The organism is Pandoraea anhela (assembly GCF_902459655.1).
Classification (GTDB): domain Bacteria; phylum Pseudomonadota; class Gammaproteobacteria; order Burkholderiales; family Burkholderiaceae; genus Pandoraea; species Pandoraea anhela.
In genome coordinates this window covers 14,787-30,700 of record NZ_CABPSB010000005.1, presented here as the reverse complement: position 1 = coordinate 30,700, position 15,914 = coordinate 14,787, and the positions used below count along the sequence as shown (strand labels likewise).

At 63.8% G+C, this 15,914-nt stretch carries 12 protein-coding genes and 3 pseudogenes; 7 read left to right on the top strand and 8 right to left on the bottom strand.

The annotated features are described in order from the left end of the window. Nucleotides 1-120: 120 nt before the first annotated feature. The 4 genes and pseudogenes from PAN31108_RS09045 to PAN31108_RS09035 form a co-directional block, all read left to right on the top strand. Nucleotides 121-1,236: a hypothetical protein gene (locus tag PAN31108_RS09045; protein WP_150668540.1), complete on the top strand. Its 1,116-nt coding sequence runs from the start codon at nucleotides 121-123 to the stop codon at nucleotides 1,234-1,236. 89 nt (nucleotides 1,237-1,325) lie between these two features. Beyond that, nucleotides 1,326-1,711, top strand: a pseudogene (locus PAN31108_RS09040) (Rieske 2Fe-2S domain-containing protein); the annotation flags it as partial. Then, a pseudogene (locus PAN31108_RS26335) lies at nucleotides 1,703-1,858 on the top strand (salicylate hydroxylase); the annotation flags it as partial. The pseudogenes PAN31108_RS09040 and PAN31108_RS26335, both read left to right, overlap by 9 nt. After that, nucleotides 1,848-2,021: pseudogene (locus PAN31108_RS09035) on the top strand (Rieske 2Fe-2S domain-containing protein); the annotation flags it as partial. The pseudogenes PAN31108_RS26335 and PAN31108_RS09035, both read left to right, overlap by 11 nt. A 597-nt stretch (nucleotides 2,022-2,618) precedes the next feature. Here PAN31108_RS09035 and cspD read toward each other — a convergent pair. Further along, nucleotides 2,619-2,825, bottom strand: a complete 207-nt coding sequence (gene cspD / locus PAN31108_RS09030) for a cold shock domain-containing protein CspD (RefSeq protein WP_150668539.1) — start codon at nucleotides 2,823-2,825, stop codon at nucleotides 2,619-2,621. 441 nt (nucleotides 2,826-3,266) lie between these two features. On the opposite strand from cspD, the gene clpS reads away from it, so the two are divergent. Both clpS and clpA read left to right on the top strand, forming a co-directional pair. Continuing rightward, nucleotides 3,267-3,581: an ATP-dependent Clp protease adapter ClpS gene (gene clpS / locus PAN31108_RS09025; protein ID WP_010807118.1), complete on the top strand. Its 315-nt coding sequence runs from the start codon at nucleotides 3,267-3,269 to the stop codon at nucleotides 3,579-3,581. Then, entirely contained in the window at nucleotides 3,578-5,875 is a 2,298-nt protein-coding gene (gene clpA / locus PAN31108_RS09020; protein WP_150668538.1) for an ATP-dependent Clp protease ATP-binding subunit ClpA, read from the top strand. Before clpS ends, clpA begins: the two co-directional genes overlap by 4 nt. A 74-nt stretch (nucleotides 5,876-5,949) precedes the next feature. Here clpA and dut read toward each other — a convergent pair whose 3' ends face one another. From dut to PAN31108_RS08985, 7 genes are all read right to left on the bottom strand, one after another. After that, nucleotides 5,950-6,396, bottom strand: coding sequence for a dUTP diphosphatase (gene dut / locus PAN31108_RS09015; protein WP_150668537.1), 447 nt, complete (start codon nucleotides 6,394-6,396; stop codon nucleotides 5,950-5,952). Nucleotides 6,397-6,472: 76 nt separating this feature from the next. Further along, nucleotides 6,473-7,528, bottom strand: coding sequence for an LLM class flavin-dependent oxidoreductase (locus PAN31108_RS09010; protein ID WP_150668536.1), 1,056 nt, complete (start codon nucleotides 7,526-7,528; stop codon nucleotides 6,473-6,475). A 98-nt stretch (nucleotides 7,529-7,626) separates the two neighbouring features. Next, entirely contained in the window at nucleotides 7,627-8,847 is a 1,221-nt protein-coding gene (locus PAN31108_RS09005) for an MFS transporter (protein ID WP_150668535.1), read from the bottom strand. A gap of 222 nt (nucleotides 8,848-9,069) precedes the next feature. After that, on the bottom strand, nucleotides 9,070-10,293 hold the full coding sequence (gene coaBC, locus PAN31108_RS09000; protein WP_150668534.1) for a bifunctional phosphopantothenoylcysteine decarboxylase/phosphopantothenate--cysteine ligase CoaBC: 1,224 nt from the start codon (nucleotides 10,291-10,293) through the stop codon (nucleotides 9,070-9,072). A 132-nt stretch (nucleotides 10,294-10,425) separates the two neighbouring features. Continuing rightward, nucleotides 10,426-10,977: a signal peptidase II gene (gene lspA / locus PAN31108_RS08995; RefSeq protein ID WP_150668533.1), complete on the bottom strand. Its 552-nt coding sequence runs from the start codon at nucleotides 10,975-10,977 to the stop codon at nucleotides 10,426-10,428. Next, nucleotides 10,977-13,814 carry an isoleucine--tRNA ligase gene (ileS, locus tag PAN31108_RS08990; protein WP_150668532.1) on the bottom strand — a complete coding sequence of 946 codons (2,838 nt, stop codon included), beginning with the start codon at nucleotides 13,812-13,814 and terminating at the stop codon, nucleotides 10,977-10,979. Before ileS ends, lspA begins: the two co-directional genes overlap by 1 nt. A 158-nt stretch (nucleotides 13,815-13,972) precedes the next feature. After that, nucleotides 13,973-14,965: a bifunctional riboflavin kinase/FAD synthetase gene (locus tag PAN31108_RS08985; RefSeq protein WP_150668531.1), complete on the bottom strand. Its 993-nt coding sequence runs from the start codon at nucleotides 14,963-14,965 to the stop codon at nucleotides 13,973-13,975. A gap of 217 nt (nucleotides 14,966-15,182) precedes the next feature. Between PAN31108_RS08985 and purN the strand changes: the two genes are divergently transcribed. Then, nucleotides 15,183-15,878, top strand: a complete 696-nt coding sequence (gene purN, locus PAN31108_RS08980) for a phosphoribosylglycinamide formyltransferase (protein ID WP_246183855.1) — start codon at nucleotides 15,183-15,185, stop codon at nucleotides 15,876-15,878. Nucleotides 15,879-15,914: the final 36 nt, after the last annotated feature.

Sequence of the window (15,914 nt, the reverse complement as noted above, 5' to 3'; positions counted from 1 at the left end):
TCGTGGCTGGCGGTGGGGGCGGTCGGCGGCGCTTTCCCCGTGTTACCGCCGTAACGGTGCGTAAGCGTTAGCCCCGGCCACCGTAATTTGGCGCGGGCGCTCGCGCAATAGACTGTGCGCATGAAGGTCGTTCACCTCTCCCACACGCCGGTCGCGGGCAGTCCGGGCAACATCGTCGCCGCGTTGAACCGGCATACCGACGTTGCGGCGCGGCACGTCGTCTTCAACGCAGCGGCCTATGCGTCGCGCACGTTTGCGGTCGACATCGACTGGCAGCGTCAGCGGCAAGAGGCGCTCGATGCCGTCGCTGCGGCAGACGTCATTCACATCCATCAGATATTTCCGATGGAAACGACATTCGGCGCGGACTTCCCCAAGCGCTTCGGCAACAAGAAGCTGATTCGTCAGTTTCATTCGGCGCCGGAGCTGTGGTGCCGCGACGATGCGTCGATGCGCGCGCGGATCGTGCACGACCCGTTGCCGCAACTGGTTATCGCACAGGGGCCGGAGCGCTTTTATCCCTTCGCACGCGTGGTGCCCAACATCGTGCCGCTCGACGATGCGCGCTATCTGCCGCATCCGGAGTGCGCAGGCGAGACGGGGCGACCGGTCGTCGTCTTCTCGCCCAGTGGACGATCGTCGGGATGGCGAAAGCGCTGGGAGACGAAGGGCGCGCCGCAGACGCTGCGACTGTTGCGCAAGCTCGAACGTCGTGGGCTGTGCGACGTTCGTTTGATTACGGGCACGCCGCATGACGAATGCTTGCGTCTGAAGCAGCGCGCGGCCATCGCGCTCGACGAGTGCGTCACAGGCAACTATCACCTGTCCGGACTCGAAACGCTCTCGCAGGGCAAGCCCACGCTGGGCCATCTCGACAATCGGGTGCAGTCTCAGTTGCGACGTCTTACCGGCGCCTGCGAGTTGCCATGGGTCGATGTGCCGCTCGAAGCGGCCGAAGGTCCGCTCGTCGAACTGCTGACGAACGCATCGTTGCGCGCGCAAATCGGCGCGGCCTCGCGCCGATGGATGGAGACGTACTATCACGACGCGGTGATGGTGCAGCACTACCGGCAAGCCTATCTCGATCTGTTCGACGCGCCCGAGCGCTTCGGTCAGCGGCGCCTCGACGACGCCACCGAATGGCTCGCCGTCTCATTGCCGAATCTGCGCTGGCGCGCGCGTCGAAACGCCAACGCGTTCTGGCGCGGTCTGTGGGAGACGTGGCGTGGCCGTTGATGGCTTCGCTCTCGTTTTGCGCTCCCTGCGTGTTCACTCGGGGAACCGCTCGAACAGCAGCGCGCGCATCCGTTGATTCGCAGGTTCGCATGAAGTTCTGCCGCGAAAAAAAGTGGCAATCGTACGGACTTCCATTGCCCGTACCACCCGTGGAGTTACGACCTGAAAGGTAACTTGCAGGGCGTGCCGTTCCGGCGTGGTGTGAAGCAGGCCGGCAAGGTCAACGGCGGCATGCCGAAAGACTTCAGCGCCGAAGATCACGGCCTCACCAAGCTGAAGGTCGCCACACGCGGCGGCGTGATCTTCGCGTCGTTCGATCACGAGGTCGAATCGCTCGAAGACTTTCTCGCGCCGCTTTCTGCACATCGTGCAGGAAGACTGGTGGCGGGGGCCGACGGCTGTGCTCATGACGCTGTTTCCCGGCGTCATCCTCCAGCAACAGGTCAACGCCCTGTCGACGCGTCACATTCAACCTCGCGAGTACTTCGAGATGGGCTTGCCGCTCGCGACGCTTTCGTTCGAGCGCAAAGGCATGCTGCGCGATCGCATCTACGGGATTCGGGACACGCTGTTTCACGACCCGTACTACCAGCGTCACGTGATCGGGCTGCCGTCTTTACGACGGCTTCCTCTAGGGGCACGAGATCGAATGCCCGCTCCACCAGGGCCGGTTCGACGTGCGGACCGGCACCGCCATGTGTGCGCCGCTGACGGAGGGCTTGAGAACGTACCCGATTCGTATCGAGGCGGAAAAAGTCTACGTCGATCTTCGCGGCGTCGTGTAGTCGGCGTTGCCGACGCAGGCAACGCGCCGCGCATTAGGGAAAACTTTCCAAACGGGCTGCCGGATGGGCTTCCCGCCGTTGGCCCGTGGCGTTTGCACGACACGCCGCGCCCCGTTGCAGTGCGCCCGATGCACCATCGGGAAACGAGACGAAATGAAATGAATCGTTCGATTCATAAAATTCAACGATGAAACAGGCGATGCGTCGCGTGAGCGGTACTTATGCAGCATAGCGGCATTTCGTAATCGTTAAAAGATTATTCTTTTTCGCGACTTAACACGCCGTGTTTATGGTATTGACGACACGCAGACTGCGTAGGATTACTTAGCCAATTCAGGGAATTGCGTAATTGGTTTCCGCAACCCGAGATTCGCAAGCGGTATTTTAATAACTGAGTGGAATATTGCGATGAATATAGTTTTATAAGGTATTAAGCGCAGTTTAATACCGTAAATATTCGTCACGAGAGCGGAAAGTTGCGTTGCTTTTTGCATGCAAAAACGGATCCAAACACAATGCGCCTTTTCACATGTTTTGTTGCGGTGCAATAAAAAACCCGGCCGAAGCCGGGTTTCCAATGCGTCGGAAGCGACCGCCTTAGTTCGGCGCCTGAATATTCGACGCTTGCTTGCCCTTCGGGCCCTGGACGACCTCGAACTGCACCTTCTGACCTTCCTTCAGGGTCTTGAAGCCGTTCATCTGGATCGCGGAGAAGTGCGCGAAGAGATCTTCGCCACCTTCATCCGGCGTGATGAAACCAAAACCCTTGGCATCGTTAAACCATTTGACCGTACCGGTTGCCATACAAACTTCCCCTAAACAATTACGACTACTACATATCACCGCAACAACGAGCACATCTGAAAAAACCGCCGGCTGGCGACGGCTTCCTAGGCTCACCCAGGCATCTTTTCTTTTAAATCACTTATAGAGGAAAAGCGCCAGTTCGATTGTTTTCGCTAACTGCCAATAGTGTCAAGCCCTTTTTGAACGATAGAACTTACGTTCGATCAGGTTTTACCCTTATATCTTGTAGGGCATAAGGCGTGCGGAGACACGACCTTGAAATTTGGGTTAAGCTGACTCATATGGGTGTGGCACCCCCGGTGGTCGGGGCTGCAGCGCCTTGCTGGACAACGCACGCGCTGAACGACGAGTGTTGGCACGCCGGTGGACAACCGGACGGCAGGCGGCAATAGGAGCTCCGATTGCTTCCTGCACCCGGGAGTTGTTTAGAATCCACGTATGGCAACCTTACCGACAACGCATGACGACACCGTACAGGAGCGGCAAGAGCAACAGCTCAAGCCGCCGTCCATGTACAAGGTGGTACTGTTGAACGACGATTTCACCCCGATGGAGTTCGTGGTGATGGTCATTCAGGAATATTTCAATAAGGACCGGGAGTCTGCCACGCAGATCATGCTCAAGGTTCATCGCGAGGGCAGGGGAGTTTGTGGGGTCTTTACGCGCGACGTCGCGGCGACCAAAGTTGAGCAAGTTGTTAGCCATGCAAGGCAGTCCGGGCACCCGCTGCAGTGCGTGATGGAGGAAGCATGATTGCCCAGGAATTGGAAGTCAGCCTGCACATGGCGTTTATGGAAGCGCGCCAGGCACGACACGAATTCATCACGGTCGAGCACCTGTTGCTTGCCTTGTTGGATAACCCTACCGCAGCCGAAGTGTTGCGCGCCTGCGCGGCGAATCTCGACGATCTGCGCCAGAACCTGCGCAACTTCATCGCCGACAATACGCCGACGGTGCCGGGCAGCGACGAGGTCGATACACAGCCCACGCTTGGTTTTCAGCGCGTGATTCAACGCGCGATCATGCACGTGCAGTCCACTTCCAACGGTAAAAAGGAAGTCACGGGCGCCAACGTGCTGGTCGCGATCTTCGGCGAGAAGGACTCGCACGCGGTGTACTACCTGCAACAGCAGGGCGTGACGCGTCTGGACGTCGTCAACTTCATCTCCCACGGGATTACCAAGACCGGCGCGTCCGGTGAGTCGGCCAAGGCCGGCGAGGGCAGTGCGGAAGGGGAAGAGGGCGCCAACGCGAAGGAAAGCCCGCTCGCGCAGTACACCCAAAACCTCAATCAGATGGCGCGCGACGGCAAGATCGATCCGCTCATCGGGCGCGAATCCGAAGTCGAGCGCGTGGTGCAGGTGCTGTGCCGCCGTCGCAAGAACAATCCGCTGCTCGTCGGCGAAGCCGGGGTGGGCAAGACAGCCATTGCCGAGGGCCTCGCCTGGCGCGTCACGCGCGGCGAAGTCCCCGAGATTTTGCAGGACGCCACCGTCTACTCGCTGGACATGGGCGCGCTGCTGGCCGGGACCAAGTATCGCGGCGACTTCGAGCAACGCCTGAAGGCTGTGCTCAAGGAGCTCAAGGAGCGCAACAACGCGATCCTGTTCATCGACGAGATTCATACGCTGATCGGCGCGGGTGCCGCTTCGGGCGGCACGCTCGACGCCTCCAACCTGCTCAAGCCGGCGTTGTCGTCGGGGCAGTTGAAGTGCATTGGCGCGACGACCTTTACCGAGTATCGCGGCATCTTCGAGAAGGACGCAGCGTTGTCGCGCCGCTTCCAGAAGATCGACGTCAACGAGCCGACCGTCGAGCAGACGGTGCAGATTCTGCGCGGCCTCAAGTCGCGTTTCGAAGAGCATCACGGCGTGAAGTATTCGTCGAGTGCGTTGTCGGCGGCTGCCGAGTTGTCGGCGAAGTTCATCACGGATCGTCATCTGCCGGACAAGGCCATCGACGTGATCGATGAAGCCGGAGCAGCGCAGCGCATTTTGCCGAAGTCGAAGCAGAAGAAGACCATCGGCAAAGGCGAGATCGAGGAAATCGTCTCGAAAATCGCACGGATTCCGGCGCAGAGCGTGTCGGCAGACGACCGCGGCAAGCTTCAGACCCTCGATCGCGACCTCAAGAGCGTGGTGTTCGGGCAAGACCCGGCCATCGACGCGCTGTCGGCCGCCATCAAGATGTCGCGTGCCGGGCTGGGCAAGACGGACAAGCCGATCGGCGCGTTCCTCTTCTCCGGGCCGACCGGCGTCGGCAAGACCGAAGTCGCCAAGCAACTCGCGTTCACGCTCGGTATCGAGCTGATTCGATTCGACATGTCGGAGTACATGGAGCGCCATGCGGTGAGCCGACTGATCGGCGCGCCCCCGGGCTACGTGGGCTTCGATCAGGGCGGTTTGCTGACCGAGGCGATCACGAAGAAGCCGCATTGCGTGCTGCTGCTCGACGAAATCGAGAAGGCGCATCCGGACATCTTCAACGTGCTGCTTCAGGTGATGGACCACGGTACGCTGACGGACAACAACGGTCGCAAGGCGGATTTCCGCAACGTCATCATCATCATGACGACGAACGCGGGGGCTGAGACGATCAACCGCGCGAGCATCGGGTTCACGAACGAGCGTCAGGCCGGCGATGAAATGGCCGACATCAAGCGCATGTTCACGCCCGAGTTCCGTAACCGTCTGGACGCGATCATCAGCTTCAAGCCGCTCGATGAGCAGATCATCCTGCGCGTGGTCGACAAGTTCCTCATCCAGCTGGAAGACCAGTTGCACGAGAAGAAGGTCGAGGTGGTGTTCACCGACAAGCTGCGTGCCTACCTGTCGAAGAAGGGGTTCGATCCGCTCATGGGCGCGCGCCCGATGCAGCGTTTGATTCAGGACACGATCCGTCGTGCGCTGGCAGACGAACTGCTGTTCGGGCGTCTGACGAGCGGTGGGCGGGTGAGCGTGGATCTCGACGAGCACGATCAGGTGCAACTGTCCTTCCCGGAGGACGGCAACACCAAGGCGCAGCCGGAAGCGGCCGAAGTCGAGTAATCGGCGACCCGCGCAAACGAAAAGCGCCGCAGATGCGGCGCTTTTTTTATGGCGTTTCGGGACGCGTCACGGCGTCAATGCTTGCCGGTACTGCCGAAGCCGCCTGCGCCGCGATCGCTTTCGGGAAATTCGTCGACGATGTTGAACTCGGCCTGCACGACCGGCACGATCACCAGTTGTGCGAGACGCTCGAACGGGTTCAGCACGAACGGCTCGCTGCCGCGGTTCCACGTCGAGACCATCAACTGCCCCTGATAGTCCGAGTCGATCAGACCGACCAGATTGCCCAGCACGATGCCGTGCTTGTGGCCAAGGCCCGAGCGGGGCAGGATCAGCGCGGCGTAGCCCGGGTCGGCGAGATGGATGGCCAGCCCCGTCGGCACGAGCACCGTCTGGCCCGGGGCGATGGTCATCGGCGCGTCGAGGCAGGCGCGCAGGTCGAGCCCGGCGCTGCCCGGCGTGGCGTAGGCGGGCAGTTGCGAGCGCAGGCGTTCGTCGAGAATCTTGACGTCGAGTTTCATGGCGTTATTGCGTTGTAGCGTTATGGCGGTGAATTGGGCAAAGGCGTTCGGTGGCGGTGTGGCCGGGCCGCGGGTGTCAGCCCTCGGCGCGTAGCGAAAACGCTTGCGCGAGCAACTCGTGGGATCGCAGACGGGCGCGATAGCTGCCGGCGACCGTCAGCACGATAATTTCGTCGGCGTCGAACTGCGCCTGCAATGCCAGCACACGTTCGGTCACGCGCTCCGGGGTGCCGATGATACTACGCGGCTTCTCCCGCGCGATCACGGACAGTTCCCGATCCCGGTATTGCAGCTTGGCTTGTGCGCCTTGTTCGAGGCTCGGCACCGGTTCGTTCATGCCATACGCCATTTGCACACGACGCAAGTCCACACCCGCTTCCAGCGCTTCGGCTTCGGCGTCAGTATCGGCGCAAATGACGAATAGCGCCACGGCGCAGTACGGTTTCTCCATTGGCCCGGGTGTGAAGCGTTCGCGATACGCCTGTGTCACACGATGTCCGTAATGGGCGTTGATGAAGTGGGCAAAGCAGTAGCGCAGGCCGAGTTGCGCCGCGAGCAGGCCGCCAAATTCGCTCGATCCCAGCACCCACAATTCGGGACGTGTGTCGATCACCGGTTGCAGCAACACGCCGCGATATGGATGGTCCTCGGCCAGCGTATCGCCAAAGAGACCCGCCAGTTCTGCAACTTGCTGCGGGAAGTGCTCGCCGGCATCGTACGGCCCTTTCGCAACGGCGCGCGCGGTGCGCATGTCGCCCCCCGGCGCGCGCCCGACGCCGAGGTCGATGCGATTCGGAAACAGCGCTTCGAGCATCAGAAACTGCTCGGCCAGCTTGAAAGGGCTGTAGTACGGCAGCATCACGCCACCGGAGCCGACGCGCAGATGCTTCGTCACGCTGGCCAGACGCGCGATCATCACCTCCGGCGCCGGATTCGCGACGCCACGCAGCCCGTGGTGCTCGGCGCACCAGTAGCGCGTATAACCGAGCTCGTCGGCGGCTTGCGCCAGCTCGACCGTGGCCGCTATGGCATCGGCCACGCTATGCCCGTGAATCACGGGCGTTTGATCGAGCACCGACAGCTTGATGCGCTTTGCGGTGCCACTGGCAGGGGGATGGGTGGGTTGATCCATGTGTTTTCACTCCATGGTCGACGGCCGGGGCGTTAGGCGTTGACGTTACGCGTTGACGTTGCGCACACCCCAACGGCATCGACACGGCGTCATGCCGGTCAGTGGCCGCTGCCAGCGGACGCATCCACCGGGGCTGCGCCGGGGCCTGCATGCGGCAGGCGCGCAATCATCAGAATGGCGACGATGCCGCCCAATGCGCCGCAAAGGAAGATCGAAGCGTAGCCGAAGAAGTTTGCGACGAGCCCGGCCATCGGTCCGATCAGACCGAGCGCCAGATCGAAGAACGCCGAGTAGGCGGCCAGCGCCGCCCCGCGGTTCTGCGGGGGTACCTGACGCAGCGCCTCCACGCCGAGCGCGGGAAACACCAGCGAGAAGCCGAGCCCCGTGAGGCCGGCACCGGCCAATGCCATCTGCGGATTGACGGCGCCCCACAGCAGGAATTGGCCGATGGCGCTGAAGATCAGCGAACCCATGGCGACGCGGCGTCCGCCGAAGCGGTCGACGGCGTGCGAGAACAGCACGCGCATCGCGATGAACGTGCCGCTGTAGAGCGTGAGGGCGAACGCGGCCCCCGACCAGCCGTGGCTCGCGTAGAACAGCGTGATGAACGCGGCGATCACGGCGTAGCCGATGCTGCCGAGCGTCATCGCCAGGCCGGGACGCCACACCAGCCCGACCACCCTGAAGAACGGCAGACGCGTGCCGCCCACGGGCGCCGCGGCCGGCAGTCGCAGTGCAATCGCGAAGGCGACGGCGGGCAGGCCGATATTGACGAGCGAAACGACGGTGAAGCCCGCTGCTTGCAGCAAATACGCGCCAAACGGCGCGCCGACGGCCAGTGCGGTGTACATCGACACGCCTTGCCAGGAAATCGCCTTGCTGGCGTGTGCGGCGCCGAGCAGGCCGATGCCCCACGACATCCCGCCCGTGAGCAGCAGGCTCTCGCCGAAGCCGAGCACGACGCGTCCTGCGAGCAGTACGCCGAGCGCGAGCGACGGGTTCGGCACGACCGATGCGACGAGGTACAGCACGCCCGCCGCCGCACAGCCGCACAGGCCGGTCAGCACCGCATGACGCGGGCCGCGTGTGTCGACAGTGCGGCCCGCGTAGGAGCGCAGCAGCAGCGTGACGACCGACTGAATGCCGATCGTCACACCGACGACAAATGAGCCGAAGCCGAGCGTTTCATGGACGTACACCGGCAGGACCGGCAATGGCATGCCGATCGTCATGAACCCGAAGAACATGATCGCGGCGAGCATGCTCAGTGTCCCGTAGACGCTGACGTCGGGGCGCGCGGCGGAGGGCGGTTGTGTCATTTTGGTTGTTATCGTGTGCGTCGACCCGAGGGTCAAGATACGGATGACGGCAGCGAGGCGGGGCGGCATGGCGGCATGGCGACATGTGAAGCGCCTCGCGCACCAATCCTGCCATCGCGAACCCCGCCAACCCCGCCAGTCTGTCAGTGTCGCCGGACAACGACAATGACAGACGGGCTGTCTGTCGGGGTATTGACGACGGCGTCGGCCGTCTCTGGCGGGTCAGCCCGGCGTGCCGGAAGGGCGGCGAGACGGCAGGCGTGCCGCGATTTCGACGATCAGGCTGCGGGCGAGCGACTGCTTGTCGGCGCGCGGCAGACGTTTCTGACCGGTCTCGTCGAACAGAACGACTTCGTTGTCGTCCTGACCGAAGGTGGCCGGGCCGAGATTGCCGACGAGCAGCGGCACCTGCTTGCGCTGACGCTTTTGCGCGCCGTGCGTCTCCAGATCGCCGGACTCGGCGGCAAAGCCCACGCAGTAAGGCGGTTTCGGCAGTTTCGCCACCGCCGCGAGGATGTCGGGGTTCTGAACGAATTCGAGCGTCGGCACGTCGGCGTCGCCTGTCTTCTTGATCTTGTCGCGCGCCATGTCGCGCACGCGCCAGTCGGCGACCGCCGCCACAGCGATGAAGATGTCATGGCGCGAGACGTCCGCCATCACCGCGTCGTACATCTGCTGTGCGGTCTGGACGTTGCTGCGCGTCACGCCATAGGGCGTCGCGAGCGATGTCCGGCCAGCCACGAGATGCACGTCGGCGCCCGCCTGCGCGGCGGCGCGCGCGAGCGCGAAGCCCATTTTTCCACTCGACAGATTGGTCAGTCCACGGACAGGATCGATGGGCTCGAACGTGGGGCCGGCAGTGATCAGCACGCGATGTCCCGCCAGACGCTTCGGCTGGAAGCACGCAGCGAGCGCCTCGTAAAGGTCCTCCGGTTCGAGCATGCGCCCGTCGCCGATCTCCCCGCAGGCCTGATCGCCGCTGCCCGGACCGAGGATCTCGATGCCGTCGCCACGCAGGGTGGCGGCGTTGCGCTGTGTGGCCGGGTTGGCCCACATCTGACGGTTCATCGCGGGGGCGACCAGCAACGCACAGTCGCGCGCCACACAGAGCGTGGAGAGCAGATCGTCGGCCATGCCGTGTGCGAGCTTGGCGAGGAAGTCGGTGGAGGCGGGGGCGATGAGGATGGCGTCGGCCTCGCGCGAGAGGTCGATGTGCGCCATGTTGTTATCGATGCGGTTGTCCCACTGACTGGTGAAGACCGGGCGGCCCGAGAGCGCCTGCATCGTGAGCGGGGTGATGAATTGCGTGGCGGCCTCGGTCATGACGACCTGCACCGTCGCACCGGCTTTGACGAGCAGCCGCGTAAGCTCCGCGGACTTGTAGCAGGCGATGCCGCCCGTCAGGCCGAGCACGATGCGCTTGCCGGCCAGTTCACCGCGTTCCATAAGACATGCCTCCTCCAAAGTGCCGCGCGGCGCCTCCAGGACGCCGCGACGGGGTGTGTTGCTTGCCGATCCGTCGCACGCATGCCATGCGCGAACGGTCGCGCCGCAGACTACGCCGCGGCCCTGCCTGCGCTATTTGCCGCGCCGCACGCGTCGCAACTCGTCGATCACCAGCAGCACCGCGCCCACGCAAATGGCCGAGTCGGCCACGTTGAACGCAGGCCAGTGCCAGCCGCCGACGTGAAAGTCCAGAAAATCGATCACGTGGCCGTAGATCACGCGATCGATCACGTTGCCCAGCGCACCGCCGAGAATCAGCGAGAGCGAAAGACAGAACATCTTCTGGCCGTTGTGACGCTTGAGCAGCAGCACGATGACCGTTGCCGCCACCACGCCGAGCAGCGTGAAGAACCAGCGTTGCCAGCCGCCGGCGGCCGCCAGGAAGCTGAACGCCGCGCCCTTGTTGTACACCAGCACAAGGTTGAAGAACGAGGTCAGCGGACGGAATTCGCCGTACTGGAACGTCTTCAGTATCGTGAGCTTGGTGACCTGATCGAGCAGGATCGCAACGACTGCGATCCCCAGCCACGGCGCCAGCCCGAAGGCGGCCCCGCTGCGTGCGCTGCCGCCCGAACTGCCCGAACTACGTTTCGCGCCCGAACGGGCGCCTGCCTTGCTTGCCATTATGCCGCGCTCCGGTGTTCGCCGCTGCCGAAGAGGTTCGACACGCAGCGTCCGCAAAGGGTCGTGTGGGCGGTATCCGCGCCCACGTCTTCACGATAGTGCCAGCAACGCTCGCACTTCTGATGCGTCGACGGCGTGACCACGACACCTTCGTCCGCTTCCGAGGCCACTTGCGTGACCTTGGCGGCGGAGGTGATCAGCACGAAGCGCAGATCGTCGCCGAGGCTCGCCAGCACGTCGTGCTTGCGGCCCGAGACGCGCACGTCCACTTCCGCTTGCAGCGACGAGCCGATCTGCTCGGCGGCGCGGGCTTCTTCGAGCGCCTTGGTGACGTCGCCGCGCACCGCGCGAAGCAGATGCCACTTCTCGAGCAAACGCGTGCCTTCCGCGATTTCCGGATAAGCGTAGTAGGTCTCCGTGAAAATCGTGTCGTTGCCCGGCTGGAACACTTGCCACGCTTCTTCCGCCGTGAACGACAGGAACGGGGCCATGACCTTCAGCAGACCGTGCGTGATGTGGTACAGCGCGTTCTGGGCGGCGCGGCGTGCGGGGGCGTCCGGTGCGCTCGTGTACAGACGATCCTTCAGGATGTCGAGGTAGAAGCCGCCGAGGTCTTCCGAGCAGAACGTCTGGAGCTTCGACACCACCGGGTGGAACTCGTAACGGTCGTAGTGGCCGAGCACTTCGGTTTGCAGCGACTGCGCCAGCGCCACGGCGTAGCGGTCGATTTCGAGCCACTGGTCCGCCGGCATGGCGTGCTTCGCATGGTCGTAATCGGCCAGGTTCGCGAGCAGGAAGCGCAGCGTGTTGCGGATACGGCGGTAGCTCTCGACCACGCGCTTGAGGATCTCGTCGGAGATCGACAGTTCGCCCGAATAGTCGGTCGACGCCACCCACAGACGGATGATTTCGGCGCCCAGCTTGCCCGCAACTTCCTGCGGCACGATGGTGTTGCCGATCGACTTCGACATCTTGCGGCCCTGGCCGTCGACGGTGAAGCCGTGCGTGAGCAGCGCCTTGTACGGCGGGCGGCCGTCGAGCATCGAGGCCGTCAGCAGCGACGAGTGGAACCAGCCGCGATGCTGGTCCGAGCCTTCCAGATACAGGTCGGCGGGGAAGGCCAGTTCATGCGCATGCGAGCCGCGCAGCACGTGCCAATGCGTGGTGCCCGAATCGAACCACACGTCGAGCGTGTCTCGGTTCTTCACGTAATCCTTGGCCTCGTCGCCGAGCAGTTCGACCGGGTCGAGCGTTTGCCAGGCTTCGATGCCTTCGAGTTCGACACGCTTGGCCACGGCTTCGAGCAACTCGGGCGTGCGCGGGTGCAGCGCACCGGTTTCCTTGTGGACGAAGAACGCCATCGGCACGCCCCATTGACGCTGACGCGAGAGCGTCCAGTCCGGGCGGTGCGCGATCATGTTGTGCAGACGCTGCTTGCCCCACGACGGGAAGAACTCCGTGGCTTCGATGCCGGCCAGCGCGATTTCGCGCAGCGTCTGACCGTTACCCGGCGCACCGTCGACCGGCTTCACGTCCATGCCGGCGAACCACTGGTTCGTCGCGCGATAGATGATCGGGGACTTGTGACGCCAGCAGTGCATGTAGCTGTGCGTGTACTTGAACGAGTGGAACAGCGAGCCTGCGTCGCGCAGCGCTTCGACGATGACCGGGTTGGCATCCCAGATCGACTGGCCGCCGAACAGGGGCAGGCTGTCCTGATAACGGCCGTCGCCGAGCACCGGCATGCGGATTTCCGAGTCCGGCATGTCGTGCGCCTTGCACGACACGAAGTCTTCCACGCCGTAGGCCGGCGCGGAGTGGACGATACCGGTACCGGTGTCGGTCGTCACGTAGTCGCCGAGGTAGACGGGCGAAGTGCGGTCGTAGCCGGCGTCGGCGCTCGCGAGCGGGTGGCGGAAGCGGATCAGCGAGAGCGCCTCCCCCTTCGTGCGGGCGACGATCTCGCCATGCAGGCCGTACGTCTTCAGACACGCTTCGACGCGATCGGTGGCGAGGATCAGCAGGCCGCGCTCGGTCGACACGAGGGCGTACTCGACTTCCGGATGGACGTTGAGCGCCTGGTTCGACGGGATGGTCCACGGGGTCGTCGTCCAGATGACGAGGTAACCGTCTTCGCGCGGCAGCTTCGGCAGGCCGAACGCCTTGGCGACCTTTTCCGGTTCCGCGAAGGCGAAGCCCACGTCGATGGCCAGATCGGTCTTGTCCTTGTACTCGACTTCCGCTTCGGCCAGCGCCGAGCCGCAGTCGAAACACCAGTTCACCGGCTTCAGGCCGCGATAGACATAGCCGTTCTCCAGAATCTTCGCCAGCGCACGCAGTTCGTCCGCTTCGTTGGAGAAGTTCATGGTCTTGTACGGATTATCCCAGTCGCCGAGCACGCCCAGACGCTCGAAGTCCGCCTTCTGGCGCTCGATCTGCACGGCGGCGTAGGCACGCGCCTTTTCCTGCACTTCGCGCACCGGCAGGTGCTTGCCGAACTGTTTTTCGATCTGGATTTCGATGGGCATGCCGTGGCAGTCCCAGCCCGGCACGTAGGCCGCGTCGAAGCCCGCGAGGCTGCGCGCCTTGACGATCATGTCCTTGAGGATCTTGTTGACCGCGTGCCCGATGTGGATGTCGCCGTTCGCATACGGCGGGCCGTCGTGCAGGATGAACTTGGGGCGGCCTTTGCTGGCGCGGCGGATCTTGTCGTAGATCTTCTTCTCCTGCCATTGCTTGACCCACAGCGGCTCGCGCTTGGGCAGGTCGCCGCGCATCGGGAACGGCGTGTCCAGCAGGTTGACGGGATATTTGCTCGGGGCTTTCTTTTCGCTCATGGTGCAACGCTTCGAATTTTGGATATCGGGTGTGGGGCGCTCGCGCCGCAGACGTTGCCGGGCCTGTTTCAAGGCCGACGGGGCAACGCCCGGACAGGAGCCGAAGACGGCGGCGGGCCGCGCGCGTGGCGCTGGGCGCCGGCGCACGCGGGCGAAGATCAACTAATTCGGTCGGTGGCCGAGGTGGCGAAGTCGCGCCGTGCGCTCGGGCCGTTGGCGTCGAGCGCGTGGGCGAAATAGGCGCGCGCCTCGCGCGCGTCCTGCGCGATGGCGGCTTCGAGTTCGGCCAGTCCGTCGAATTTCGCTTCGTCACGCAGTTTCTGCAAAAATTCCACGCGCACCAGCTTGCCGTAGCAATCGCCCGCGAAATCGAGCAGATGCACTTCGAGCAGCACGCGACCGGAATCGTCCACGGTCGGGCGCAGGCCGAGACTGGCCACGGCCGGCAGCGGTTTGTCCGCCAGCCCGTGGACCTGCACGACGAATATGCCGGTGAGAGCCGGGTGTTTGTGAGCGATGCGCAGATTGAGCGTCGGGTAGCCCAGCTTGCGGCCGAGCTTCATGCCGTGCACGACGTGGCCGGTGATCGCGTACGGGCGACCGAGCAGCGCATGCGCGCGCTCGAAGTTGCCGTCGGCGAGCGCCGAGCGCACTTCCGAGCTGGAGATGCGCACGCCGTCGTGGGCGATGGTCGGCATTTGCTGCACGACGAAGTCGAAGCGGCGGCCGGCATCACGGAGATATTCGATGTCGCCCGCGCGCTTGGCGCCAAAGCGGAAATCGTCGCCCACCAGCAGCCAGCGGGTGTGCAGGCCGTCGACGATGATGTTGCGCACGAAATCTTCGGGCGACTGACCGGCGAAATGGGCGTTGAAGTGCTCCACCACCAGACGGTCGACGCCCTGCGCGCGCAACGCCTCGAACTTGTCGCGCAGGTTCGAGATGCGCGCGGGCGCCCGGTCGGGCGTGAAGTATTCGCGGGGATGCGGCTCGAACGTCATCACGCATACCGGCAAGCCGCGCGCCGCCGCCGCCGCGCGCACGCGCGCGAGCAGTGCCTGATGGCCCAGGTGCACGCCGTCGAAATTGCCGATCGTCAGCACGCAGGGCGCTTTGCTTTGCGCGTTGGGTAGACCCCGGAAGACTCGCACGATAAGGAAGCGTCAGTACAGGACGTTGAGGGTTGGAGGAACCGCGCGGCGTGGCTGGGAAGGCCCGGCGGCCTGTGGCGGCGGGGCGGGACCCGGACGACGCAGGACGGCCGATCCGACATTGCGGCGCCGCAGAACGTTGAATTATAAACGCTTCGGGGCCATCGCGGCGCGCATCGCGCTGTCTGGTGCGCCGCGCCAATGATAAAATCCGGCGATGAAGAACATTGTCATCCTGATTTCCGGACGAGGCAGCAACATGCAGGCCATTGTCCGGGCCTGTACCGCAGAAGGCTGGCCGGCCCGCGTGGCCGCCATCATCGCCAATCGTCCCGAGGCCGAAGGCCTGGCATTCGCGCAGGAAAACGGCATCGCCACGGCCGTCGTGCCCAGTCGCGGCAAGACCCGCGAGGATTTCGACGCCGAACTCTCGGTCGAGATCGATCGTCATCAGCCCGATCTGGTGGTGCTCGCCGGGTTCATGCGCATTCTCACGCCGGCGTTCACCGAGCGCTATGCCGGTCGGCTCATCAACATCCACCCGTCGCTGCTGCCTGCGTTCCCGGGGCTGCAAACGCACGCCCGCGCGCTGGAAGCCGGCTGCAAGATCGTCGGCGCCACTGTGCACTTCGTGACCGCCGAACTCGACCACGGCCCGTACGTGCTGCAAACGGCCGTACCGGTGCGCCCGGGCGACACGCCGCAGACACTGGCCGAGCGTATTCTGCCGCTCGAACACATCATTTATCCGCGCGCGGTGCGCTGGTTCGTGGAAGACCGTCTCGTCGTGGCCGATGGCCGCGTGACGGTCGTGCCGCGCGCCGACGGCACTGCCGATTCTTCAGATTCTTCCGATACCTCCAGGACTCCCGGGGCCTCGGATTCGCAATGGCTTTTTGGTGAGGACGCATGAGTACCCGCCCGACTCAGCGCCGCGATGGCGCTCATC

Coding starts and splice junctions, on each gene's coding strand:
- PAN31108_RS09045 (WP_150668540.1), top strand. CDS start 121: ATGAAGGTCGTTCACCTCTCCCACACGCCGGTCGCGGGCAGTCCGGGC.
- cspD (WP_150668539.1), bottom strand. CDS start 2,825: ATGGCAACCGGTACGGTCAAATGGTTTAACGATGCCAAGGGTTTTGGT.
- purN (WP_246183855.1), top strand. CDS start 15,183: ATGAAGAACATTGTCATCCTGATTTCCGGACGAGGCAGCAACATGCAG.
- clpA (WP_150668538.1), top strand. CDS start 3,578: ATGATTGCCCAGGAATTGGAAGTCAGCCTGCACATGGCGTTTATGGAA.
- lspA (WP_150668533.1), bottom strand. CDS start 10,977: ATGGCAAGCAAGGCAGGCGCCCGTTCGGGCGCGAAACGTAGTTCGGGC.
- clpS (WP_010807118.1), top strand. CDS start 3,267: ATGGCAACCTTACCGACAACGCATGACGACACCGTACAGGAGCGGCAA.
- ileS (WP_150668532.1), bottom strand. CDS start 13,814: ATGAGCGAAAAGAAAGCCCCGAGCAAATATCCCGTCAACCTGCTGGAC.
- PAN31108_RS09005 (WP_150668535.1), bottom strand. CDS start 8,847: ATGACACAACCGCCCTCCGCCGCGCGCCCCGACGTCAGCGTCTACGGG.
- PAN31108_RS09010 (WP_150668536.1), bottom strand. CDS start 7,528: ATGGATCAACCCACCCATCCCCCTGCCAGTGGCACCGCAAAGCGCATC.
- dut (WP_150668537.1), bottom strand. CDS start 6,396: ATGAAACTCGACGTCAAGATTCTCGACGAACGCCTGCGCTCGCAACTG.
- coaBC (WP_150668534.1), bottom strand. CDS start 10,293: ATGGAACGCGGTGAACTGGCCGGCAAGCGCATCGTGCTCGGCCTGACG.